This is a genomic window from Candidatus Bathyarchaeota archaeon, from assembly GCA_023131225.1.
Classification (GTDB): domain Archaea; phylum Thermoproteota; class Bathyarchaeia; order Bathyarchaeales; family SOJC01; genus JAGLZW01.
This window is the reverse complement of sequence record JAGLZW010000033.1, coordinates 36,060-48,028: the sequence shown is the minus strand read 5'-3', so window position 1 is coordinate 48,028 and position 11,969 is coordinate 36,060. Positions and strand designations below refer to the sequence as shown.

Here is an 11,969-nt window from a genome sequence, read left to right as displayed (position 1 = left end):
TTCTGTGATGACTTTTGAGTGATGCATATGAGACCTACAGTTACCATAGGGATTTGCGTGAAAAACTGTGAAGCTTCACTCAAAGAAGCTATTGACAGTGTTCTAAATCAGAATTTTTCTCATGAGCTTATGGAAGTGATCTTTGTAGACGACGGTAGCGAAGATGGAACTTTTTCAGTTATACAAAAGTACATCATGAGGATGGATGTTAAAGTCAAAGTGTTTCGTAATAAATGGATGGGATTAGGAGCTGCAAGAAACATCGTGGTAGATAATGCAAAAAGTGACTACATCGTCTGGGTGGACGGTGACATTGTATTACCAACAGATCATGTGCGAAAGCAAGTTGAATACATGGAGAAAAACCCTATGGTTGGCATTGCTAAAGCAAAATATGGTGCATTTCCAGAGGAAAATCTGATTGCCACTCTTGAAAACATTCCGTTTTTAGTGGACGATATACATAGCGGAAATGAATGGAAAACTGCTTCTAAACTTCCAGGAACCGGTGGTTCAATTTATCGGGTGGAAGCTATAAATCAAGTGGGGGGCTTCGACTACCACCTAAAAGGAACTGGGGAGGATCAAGACGCTGCCTTTAGAATTAAAGAGGCTGGTTGGTCAATTTGCAGAACTAACGCTGTATTTTATGAGCAGCGTAGTAAGACGTGGAAAGCTATTTGGGAAAAGTATGTTTGGTATGGTCACGGTGATTATGATCTATATCTTAAGAATAGGAGAATCTTTTCCCTTCTCAAGATGACTCCTTTTGCAGGTTTCATAGCAGGAGTACTATATGCTATTCCAGCCTACAGATTGTTACGTCGAAAAGTAGTCTTTCTGCTGCCGATTCACTTTACTTTCAAAATGACTGCTTGGTGTCTCGGTTTTTTGATAGGCTATTTGGGGAAATAGGTTATATCTGTGGGCACGATTCAGCAGCTTTTCCATATCGTCTGCTCACGCGCGCTTTAATCCTACACTATGAGGATGACCAAGATCTCACACGAGATTGATCTGAATAGGTAGTTAAGTTCATACTTGACAAGTGAGATTTTAAAATGGAAATCTGTATTTTGAGTTGTTTTAAAGATTTGATGTTGAAAGATATGGGCCCATCTGTACGCATTTATAATTTGGCAAAAGGTCTTGTATCGCTTGGCCACAAGGTTCACATAATAATCCCAAACGATAGAGTGACACATGAGCATATCGATGGATTGATAGTCCACGGTATCAAGGGTTTCTTTCCAAAGGTAATTCTAAAAATCTTTGGCAAATTACTAGGTGTGTCAAGACCTACATCTCTTCTTTTTTATGACTTTTTATTTATTTCAAGGGCTATTCGAATAATTCGAGAATCTAACGTAGTACAGATAGAACAGCAGTCAGCTGGTGGATTATTAATCCCAATTGTAGCGAGAATCCTAAAAAAACCACTTGTTATTGATTGCCATGACACATTTCAAGCATTGAGGATAAAACACACAACCATGCTAAGGAAAATCTTAGAAACCTTTTTGGAGAAGATAGCTTATGAACATGCGAACGTGATACTGACTGTTTCCGAAAAAGAAAAAGAGTACTTGGCTTCTTATGGAATTGGACGACGTAATATTGAAGTAATACCTAATGGTGTGGATACTAAAGCCTTTAATCCTTCATCAGATATAACAAATGTTCAGAATAAATATGATTTGAGAAATTTTCACACAGTAACTTTTGTTGGAAACATGGAGTACTTACCTAATCAAGAAGCTGTTCAAGTGATAGCTTCAGAGATTGCCCCGAAAGTTCAAAAAGAGATTAACAATACAAAGTTTCTTATAGTCGGGAGAAATCATGTAAAAGTGGAGTCGTCTAATTTAACCTTTACAGGGGTTGTTGAGAATGTCGCTGAGCTTCTTAATGCTTCCGACATTGCCATTGCCCCGTTATTCCATGGATCGGGTACAAGGTTAAAGATTCTTGAATATTTTTCATGCGGTCTTCCGGTGGTATCAACGACTGTCGGCGTAGAGGGTTTAGACGTCAAGAGTCAAGTGAACGTCTTAATCGAAGATGATATGAATGAATTCACTGTCAAAGTGATCGAATTGCTGAAGGATAGGATATTGTCGATGAGACTTGGGGAAGCCGCAAGAAAACTCGTACTCAACAAGTATGACTGGGAGAAAATTGTTAGGCAGCTAAACATAGTTTATCACAATTTGCTTTTTGGAACGAATAACAGGATCGTGCGCACGCAAAGGTCAAAAGGTTTAGTTAACCCGGAGTGAACACAAATCAGAAAAAAGGTCGTCTGCTTCAGCCTTTAGCAAGATTATTAGTTTTTTTCGTCGCTTATATATTAACGCAAAGTGTGCGCAAGGTTTTTTCATTTTCTAATTTGACATCTAACCATTCTATACGCATAACATTCTAATGCGCTAATCGGAATTTACGAATGTTATACTATTATGAATATTTTCTGACTTTGCATGTATCAGGTTTCTTCGGGTAGTTCTTATACTAAGCCACTTATTGAAAATTCATAGACTTTGCTAGTTATAATTCCTGAATCTTGACTCTGCACACGGAAATAATAAGTTGCATTTGGGTCTAGATTAGCGAGAGTTATACTATGGTCAATTACTCGTTGAAGATTCTCAACGACCTCTCCCTCAATATGCTCAATGTCCAAGTAGCTGAAGTTCCATTTTGAGTCATATTGCCAATTTACGTTAAATAAAGGAGATATGCTATATTCAACCCTGCTGATAGTTGGGATATTCGTGGTCCATGTAATTGTTGCGCTTTCATTCTGCTCATTTAGATAAACCGTTATTCCTTCCATCGAAAAAACTGGAGAAAGATTAAGGGCATTTAGATAATCTCTGATATCTAACCCGCCAGCGCCTGGACCACCATATCTCCAAATTATCCAACCATCAACTCCTTCTTCCCGAAGTATGTCAATTTCTGCTTTGAATTCTTCAGGAGTTTTAAGTATTGGAAATTGATTGGCTACAAATATTATCATAGGGATTTTTCCTTCTGGGCCTCCTACTCCTAATTCAACATCTGCTTTAACGCATGGTCGCAAGAAAGTTTCTAGTTCATTAGGATAAAAATATGCCATAGGAGCAACCCAGTCTAAATAGTCCTTCATCACCCAATCTGTCCAATCTTGTCCAATTAATTTACGCCGTTCAGCCCATTCATATGAAAGTCCGGTTTTGAGTATAGTCCAAGGAGCCGCCGAAATTTTCAAATCTGGCTTGATAGCTTTCATCCAACCAATGATATCTACTAATAACTGAGTAATTACTTCTACTCGCCACTCCAAAAATTCATTGTAACGAGAGCCACTGGGGGCGAATTCTCCTGGAAAATTCGTTACTGTTTCACCCAACCAGTTTCCTAATGCTGTTCTTGACTCTTCAGAGTAATCCATATCAGGAACACTACCTTGCCATTCCCACCTGATATAGTCAAACATGAATCCGTCTATGTTAGGATATTTCGTTACAAGTTCCTCAACGATGGCTCTTAGATAATCTCTGGCCTCTTGTTTTGTTGGACAGAGCCAATCGATGAAATTACCTTGACTATCAACGCAACCCCATTCTGGGTTGGGAGTCTGATAAAGAACGTTCATAGCTACATAAACTTCTATTCCAAGAGGATGAGCCACTTCTAGAGCTTCGTTTATGAAGTCTAAACCAGCACTTGCAGATATAACATCACTTGGATAACCCGCATATTTGGGCATCATTCCTTCAACTACCAGTAAATTAATGCCATAATCATAAAGGGTGTTAACTATCAAATTCCAATCATTTGACGCACTTAATGAAGTGAAATGGAAAAATACGGCCCGTATTTCACTGTTATCAGTCATTTTATAATGCAAAATGCGCCCGTCCGTGCTAATTGACCCTGAGCTTGAAATAGTATAATACATCTTGAACTGGGCCATTACCAAACTAGTGCCAAGAATCGTAGACAAAATTATAACAACTAAAACCACTCTAAACTTCGAAAAATGCATTTCTTTCATACCTTTCCAAATCCAGATTTCTAAGGTTTAAAGGTGTAGACCTTGGTGGTGGTGATACCGGATGAATCTTGGCTTTGTACGCGGTAATAATAAAGTGTTCCTTCCTGCAAACCTGTCAGAGTTATCATGTGACTCGTAACTGGTGTAGTATCTTCTATTATGGTTCCTTCAACATGGTCAATGTTCCAGTAATGGAAGTTATTCATCGATAGATATTCGTAAGATGCATTGAATAATGGGGATGTGCCATATTCAACTGTGCTGGTAGCCGGCTTATCTGTGGTCCAAGTAATCGTTGCATTACGACCTGTACAATTAACTTCTATCTCTCTCAACGAGAAGACCTGAGGTAAATCAATTAGATTGAGATAATCCCTAATGTCAGGGGCAACTGAGCCTTGTCCATCGCCTGGTCCACCATAACGCCAGATAATCCATCCGTCAGCTCCGTTAGCTCTAATAGTGTCGATCTGTTGCTTGAATTGGTCGGCAGGTACGGTGGCAGGGAAACAGTTAGTCATGAAAGGAACTAGAGGAATTTTTCCCTCTGGTCCCGCTACCATATATTCTTGATATTCTTGCATCATCGCAGCTATTGTGCTTATATCCGTTGTGTAAATCATTGGGGAAACAAAGTCTAACCATCCTTCTTTAATCCACTTATTCTGGTCTTGTCCTATCCACATTCTGTTATACGTAGGATTTGTTGGCGGCCAACCCCAAACAGCTGCTGAGATTTCTAAGTCAGGATTGACTCCTAATGCCCAACTTTGCATATCTCCTACTAAATCATCAATAATGGTTACTCTCCACTCTAGAAATTCCGTGTGTCTTGACATTCCAGGTGCAAAATCACCGGGCCAATTTATTATTGCTTCACCCAGATATGTTTCTAGTTTTTGCCGTGCATATTCTCCATATGGCATATCGTTATTATCATATCTTATGTAGTCAAGCATAAATCCGTCTATCGTATCTCCAGCTTGAATTCCACTCTGGACTTGAAAAGAACAAAGTTCCTCAGTCAAGTTTCTCAAATGAGTTAAAGCTGTAGGATTTGTTGGGTCAGTCCAATCCCATAATGTTCCGCTTGAGCTTACAGCTTTATGTTCATCGCTCAATGCACTTAAAAGAACGTTGAACGAGGCATGTAGTTTCATCCCTCGAGAGTGTGTAGCTTGTATAGCAGGAGTTAATTCATCTCTAGTATAAGATGACACATAATTACTTGGATACCGAGAACCTGAAGTGTACAGAACTTCAACAACAATACTATTGACACCATAGCCCTGTACAGTGTCACAGATTGTTTCCCAATCTGGATAAAGCATATTCAAACCGTGAACAAATAGAGCTCGCATTTCACTCTCATAAGTGGATGCTTGTTGAGTTTCAGATGAAGCAATTGACCCTGAACTAAAAATAGTATAGTAACTCGTTAACGGTGCTATTGCTGAAACAAGAAGAGGAATCGTAAAAAGAACAATGACGGCCAGAGTCATTTTGAATTTCGGGGTGCACATACCTTTTACACTTCCTATTCTATCATAAATATAGATTAAAAACCTATGCCTACATGATTTAGTGTTTATGTGTTCTCCCTTTGTACAAGAGAGCAAACCCGTATATAAAGTCTCTTGTCTTACGATATGGGTCAGAGACAGTGAGTATGACATACAAAAGTGACAAGCGATTGGTGGACAACAAGAATAGAGATTGGATTACACTTATTTTGGCAATCATTAATCTCCAAATTCTAGTTGATGTAGCAATTCTGCTGGACGTTCCTATTGCAAGGCAAGTTTTAGGTTTCATCTACTTGACTATTGTACCAGGGATGATTCTTCTCCTTTTCTTCAAGCTACCTGGTCTTGATTCTGCGGAAAAATTCTTGTTTTCTGTTGGATTGAGCGTAGTCTTTAGCCTAGTTCTTGGGCTAATGCTGAATGTGATTGGTCTTTTATTTCAGGTAGCCATTCTATCTACTCCCATTTTGCTTCTTGCAATGAACTCCACAGTTTCATTCCTTTGCGTACTTTGCTTCCTTCTTAACAAGAATAGACAACGAAGCAAAGAAAAAATCGATTTTTCGTTGCCTTTGGTCTTGTCTGTCTGTCTACCAATTCTCGCAATACTAGGGACAACTCTGGCAAATTTCAACGGAAATAGTGTGATTTTGCTTCTACTGATAGGAACTGTTGCGCTAGCGGTTCTCATAGGTTCTATTAGATCTGGAACGAGCTGGCCCTTTATTCTACTTATGATTAGTGTTGCGATTTTGCTCCATGGGTCTTTAGTATCAAATTACATTGTTGGCTATGATGTCCACCCAGCTTATTATGTCTTTGAGAACACTCGCGAGAATGGGATATGGAATTTACGCCCGAGTGACGCTGTCGTTCTCCGAACAAGTCAAATGTTAAGCGTGACCATTTTCCCGGCAATATACGCGGAAATTCTTGATCTAGAGGGGACATGGATATTCAAGATAGTTTACCCCATGATATTTGCGCTTGTGCCTGTCGGCTTGTATCAGTTGTATCAAAAATACATGGAAAAGAAAGCTGCTTTTGTCGCAACATTTGTCATTCTTGCTGGTATGACATTTTTCTATGAGCTGCCCGGTCTACCTACTCAGATGATTAGCGAACTTTTTCTAGTCTTGTCATTGTTAGTAGTGTTTCACAGAAAAATCAGTCCGACCACCAAAATGCTTTTCTTTACAATTTTCAGTGTGGGAATGATTGTGAGTCACTATGGGATTTCCTACGTTTTTTTGATCCTCATTTTCTTTTCATGGTTTGTTTCGTTCATCCGAAAGAAACAATCTGTAATTACGCTCACGCATGTCGTACTATTCGTTGTGATGGCTTTTTCTTGGTATATATATACTTCTCAATCAGCTAGCTTTGTATCACTGGTTGAAATGGGGGAAAACATACAAAGAAACTTTTGGGACGATCTTTTGGCTCCTTCAGCTCGTCCGGGACATGTCTTAAGGGCGGTTGGCGTGGGAGAACCTGCAACGTCGATAGGACACTGGTTTGGGAGAGGCTTTCACTATTTAGTGCAATTCTTTATAGTATTGGGCGTTGTGATTGTTGTCCTGAAACGAAAGACTAGCGACAGGTTCGATCATGAATATGTTGTAATGTCTCTGGCCATGCTGGTATTCGTATTGTTACCCTTGGTTGCTCCAAGTTTCAATTTGTTGAACGTTACTCGCACTTATCACATATCGCTTCTGCTATTGGCGCCTTTTTGTGTGATAGGAGGTAACTCCTTTTTTTCTTTTTTCCTTCGCTTTCGAAGAAACTTCGCACCATTTTTTTTGACTACTGTTGTTGTTGCGTCCCTTTTTCTTTTTGAAACAGGTTTCGTCTACGAAATAACTGGAGATACATCGTATTCAATATCTCTGAGCAGATACAGGATTGACAGAGTACTTTTTTATGGTGTTGGATATTTGACCGAATCCGTTGATGTATCCGCTACTAGATGGGTGCGTTCAAACATAGTTTTAACTGCGAACACACTAATCTATGCAGATGTAGTATCAGTATCCTTTCCACTGATGAGTTATGCAGTTTTTCCAAGAGCCCAGACAGAGATACTTACTAATGCAACCTCTTTCGATCGCACGAACGCATACGTGTATTTGAGGAAATTCAACACAATTGATGGCAAGATTTTTGGACGAGGATATGTGTTTGGGCATGTGTGGAATACCAGTGACTTGAGTTCTAGCCTGATAGCCTTTAACAAGATATACACTAATGGAGGTAGCGAAATCTTCTTTACGCTCAGAAGTGACTATTAGTGCGTGCGCAATGTTTTGTACAAGATTCCATCTTGAATTGATAAAAACTGTAAACCAAATGCATGACTATTAGGCTGCCTTTCAGGAGCTGGGAAATTGAAAGCACTTCCATCCAACATGAATGAAAAAGAACGAATGCCCAATATTATTCTTATTGTAGCTGATACGGTTAGGGTGGATCATCTTTCATGCTGCGGTTATCACCGTAAAACGAGTCCTAACATTGATAGGCTTGCGAAAAAAGGTGTTCTTTTTGAGAACGCTTTTGCAACAGCGGAATGGAGTCCTCCTTCTCACGCCTCGATATTTACAGGAAAATATCCTTCTTATCATAAGACTATGGGAAGACAGATATCCCTTAACAGAGAAAACATTACTTTAGCAGAGATTCTGAATTGGAATGGATATCAAACGATAGGCGTATCTAGTAACGGGCTTCTTAATGTAACAAGTGGATTCACAAAAGGTTTTCAAGAGTACTTTGATTTGTCCGTACCGTATAAGAGTTTTAGGTTTGTTAAAGAGAGCCCGAAAGATGTTATTAGAACTCTCATCTACGGACTCGATTGGTGGACTTATCGAAACGTTGAGAAGATTAAAAGCCTCCTGAACAAGTGGAACAAGAAAAAACCTTTCTTTCTGTTCACCAATCTCTTCTGTTGTCACGCACCTCATGACCCACCCCGCCCTTTTAAGAAGAGATTTTGCAGCTCTCTCGAAGAACCTAAACTCTATCTAACAGAGCTTCTCTTGAGCAAGATCTGTGGCCATACAGGAGAAAGAATGCGTGGTCGTAATTCGGATGTTAGGCGACTTAATCGTCTTGCTTCTGACGATGGCCAATATCATTTTATGGCAAACGAATTCCAAGTGTCTGAAGAAGAGTGGGAAATCGTTAAGTCTTGGTATGATGGTGCCATATCATATCTGGATTATCGAATAGGAGAACTCGTCGATTTTCTTTGCGACAAAGGAATTTTTGAAGACACCCTCTTAATAATACTCTCGGATCACGGCGAGAATTTCGGTGATCACGGCCTCGCTTCACACCAGTTTTGCTTGTACGACAGTTTGATTCATGTCCCATTGATAATGGTTTATCCCGATGTAATTCCCAGAGGAAAGAGAATTTCAAACCTTGCATCACTCGCAGATGTTTTTCCCACGGTATTAGATATCTTGAAGATTAAAGGGTTTAGAGATAGGATACAAGGCAAAAGTTTACTGCCATTTAAAGATCAAAAAGTTCATGATTTTGTCTGCGCAGAAAGCGGGGAAACTCTGAGAAATTCACCGCCAGAATTCAAGCTGATTATCCCTAAGCTTGAGCAAATTGATGAAGCAGCTAAGTGCGTTAGAACACAGTCTCATAAGTACATATTATATCGGGATGGAAAAGAAGAACTATACAATATTCAAAGCGATCCGTTTGAAAAAGTAGACATTGCAGGTGAACATCCCAAGATAAAAGATAATCTTAGAAAACTACTTAAAAGCACCTTGGACTTGTCGTATTTTGGGCCTGTTCATCCGCGAAAAGAAAGCGAAGAGATAGAGAAGAGACTGCGAGCGTTAGGGTACATTTAGATAAACAATTTGGAACGTTGATATATGCGGGTAACTTCTTTTGTTACGCGTATTCTCTTTGATCATTCAATCAAAAAATGTTTGTGTATGCGCGTAGGGGAGTTCACCCCCTACACTATCGCTCAAGATTTCCCTATCAAGTATTTAGAAACCTCACGAACTAGACTTTTCTTCTATAATTATCTTTCATCAATATTTATATCTCCTGAAACAGAACATATTTCACGCAAAACTTAGGTGTTAGAAATGAAAAAACTAAGAATGATATCTGCGCTAGCATTGCTTTTCGCATTAATAATCACTGCGGTTCCGATACTTGGTGCAAAAGCACAAGGACATCTCATATGGGAAGCAGACGTCCTCAGCACTGGCGGACCAGTGACTTCTCCAGTCCTAGAGGCAGGAAGAGTATATCGCATTGAGGCAAAGGGGTGGTTCATATCGTGCGACCCGACCTATGGATGGGTTATCTTTGCCGGTGACGCCCAATACTACACTGATGAGTTCTACGGTACATTCACCTACGGCCCGACTTGGACAAGCCCTCTTCCCGCGCCTAGTGGTCACTCTTTCCTACAGATCGACGGAATGGATGTGAATTGGGGTCCATTCAGCAACGTGGATCATGAGTACACGATCTTCTACACAGGAACAGGTGCACCAATTACCTTCACAATCGTGGACTGGATCGACGAAAACTACGCTCACAACTTCTGCCACATACACATCAAGATATACGAGGGCCCACCACCGCCACGTGGTGAAACTGCCTTCGCGTACGGCGACGGATACGCTACATGCTTCATGTCCATGGATTTTGACGGAGACGGGAAACGAGATTTCAAAAATTGGGGTTGGTCCAACGGACCGCTCGCACCTGGATCTTATACATTCGACGTCTGGGCAGGAGCAGCTAAGTGCGACCTTGGTAAGGGGACTCTGGTGGGCAATGTCACAATAGACTACGATGGTTCGACCGCCACAGTTACATACATGATGCACACAAGCTGGACGATGCAGAACACTCAGCTCTACGTGGGCTCTGAACCGCTTCCGAGAGATAGCCAAGGCGAGTACACGGTTGCTCCAGGTCAGTACCCCTATATTCACGCAGGGATAAGTGCGGTGAGCGACACGTATACCGTGTCTGGTCTGTCAGGCGATATCTACGTGGTCGCACACGCAGATGTATTAGAAGTATAGACTGGGCAGCTGGTCATGAGCCTGTGGACTAGATGAAACGGTTCATCTAGAACCACGATCAAACCTCCTTTTTTTTTTAGATATCCGAAACTGTCATTCATATCCACGGGCTGTAGAAGCGAAAGAAGACGCTTCAAAAACTCGTGTATCTAAAAGAAAAGAAAACCTGTTGTGGTGACCGACGAGTTTCCCTCTGAACATGCAGTTGACGAAAGCTCGTTTTCCTTGCTTGTTGATATTCTCTCCCGTGTACGGTTGATTTCTCCACCTCTTAGGACGGTGACTGTGGAGAAGATAGGCAAGAGAAAGGGACGTGCTACTCTTGACGTGGACAATAGATGAACTAGGATTGGAGACCGCTTGGGGCTATGTGCTACATTTCAAAGTGTACCCTAGAAATAACCCGAAAGGTAAATGGGTTGGATTCACCATTCCCGGAGAGTATTTGCTCAACTATGGAGCACGGATAGCTACTTCTTCATGGGAACACAATATTTGGATGGACTCCCCTTTCTTTTTTTCTACGCATGCTTTATCTTTGTAAGTTGAGAAGAGGTAATATGTGTAAAGACTGGTGAGGTTTCAGTGTGAATTTTTCTGATTTGATGATCAAAAGGAAACTTTCGCTGGCTGATCCTTGGTATCAATTGATATTGAGGATGATGAAGTCAAACATTTCCGTAGATATTGAGAGTATTTTAGAAGTTGGCTGTGGAAAGGGCGGTTTTTCTATAAGGATGGCAGAAAAATGTCAAAATGTAGTGGGACTTGACCTCTCATCAAGTTCGATTAGACAAGCAAAGAATTTGGCAAGAAGGTCGAGACATCATAAAAACGTGGATTTCGTGATTGGGGATGCCCAGTTTCTGCCATTTAAGGATGGCTCAGGCTTCGTAACTGTATGCTCAGAAGCGTTGGAACATATACCTCATTTTACCAAAGCTTTTCAGGAACTAGTAAGAGTGACTAAAAAATCAGGTTATTTATTTGTCACAGTTCCTAACTATATAAGTACCCAGTTATTAGAACTTTGGTTGTGGTCTCTTATAGGTGAAGGTGGCCGCAGACATGGACTGCATATTTTCCATTATTTCAAGGTTAAAAAGTTATTCAAGAGAAGCGATTTAGAAATATTGGATATACGTGGTACAGATTTTATTCACATCCCATTTCTCAGTCTTAAGAGAATGGACTGGAGCAATAGGACGCCATCAAATGAGAGTAGTCTCCTAAGATTTATGCGTTTTTTTGAAAGATACGACAGATTAATGTGCCTTTTTGGATCCAATATCGGAATTATGGCTAAGATCAAATAGT

General features: G+C 40.4%; 8 protein-coding genes. 6 read left to right on the top strand and 2 right to left on the bottom strand.

Annotation, left to right across the window (positions count from 1 at the left end):
* Positions 1-27 precede the first annotated feature (27 nt).
* Positions 28-915, top strand: a complete 888-nt coding sequence (locus tag KAU88_08295) for a glycosyltransferase (GenBank protein ID MCK4478507.1) — start codon at positions 28-30, stop codon at positions 913-915.
* A 161-nt stretch (positions 916-1,076) separates the two neighbouring features.
* Positions 1,077-2,279 (top strand): glycosyltransferase family 4 protein, encoded by a 1,203-nt coding sequence (locus KAU88_08290; protein MCK4478506.1) that lies wholly within the window; start codon positions 1,077-1,079, stop codon positions 2,277-2,279.
* A gap of 227 nt (positions 2,280-2,506) precedes the next feature.
* Here KAU88_08290 and KAU88_08285 read toward each other — a convergent pair whose 3' ends face one another.
* Both KAU88_08285 and KAU88_08280 read right to left on the bottom strand, forming a co-directional pair.
* Positions 2,507-4,012: a family 10 glycosylhydrolase gene (locus tag KAU88_08285; protein MCK4478505.1), complete on the bottom strand. Its 1,506-nt coding sequence runs from the start codon at positions 4,010-4,012 to the stop codon at positions 2,507-2,509.
* 50 nt (positions 4,013-4,062) lie between these two features.
* Positions 4,063-5,565: a fibronectin type III domain-containing protein gene (locus KAU88_08280; protein ID MCK4478504.1), complete on the bottom strand. Its 1,503-nt coding sequence runs from the start codon at positions 5,563-5,565 to the stop codon at positions 4,063-4,065.
* 146 nt (positions 5,566-5,711) lie between these two features.
* Between KAU88_08280 and KAU88_08275 the strand changes: the two genes are divergently transcribed.
* From KAU88_08275 to KAU88_08260, 4 genes are all read left to right on the top strand, one after another.
* A complete protein-coding gene (locus KAU88_08275) occupies positions 5,712-7,862 on the top strand; it encodes a DUF2206 domain-containing protein (protein ID MCK4478503.1) in 2,151 nt (716 codons plus the stop codon).
* Positions 7,863-7,958: 96 nt separating this feature from the next.
* The gene (locus KAU88_08270) at positions 7,959-9,449 is read left to right on the top strand and encodes a sulfatase (GenBank protein MCK4478502.1); all 1,491 of its coding nucleotides are present in this window, start codon (positions 7,959-7,961) and stop codon (positions 9,447-9,449) included.
* A gap of 246 nt (positions 9,450-9,695) precedes the next feature.
* Positions 9,696-10,652 (top strand): hypothetical protein, encoded by a 957-nt coding sequence (locus tag KAU88_08265; protein MCK4478501.1) that lies wholly within the window; start codon positions 9,696-9,698, stop codon positions 10,650-10,652.
* A gap of 602 nt (positions 10,653-11,254) precedes the next feature.
* Complete coding sequence (locus KAU88_08260; protein ID MCK4478500.1) at positions 11,255-11,968, top strand: class I SAM-dependent methyltransferase; 714 nt, start codon at positions 11,255-11,257, stop codon at positions 11,966-11,968.
* The last annotated feature ends 1 nt before the right edge of the window (position 11,969 follow it).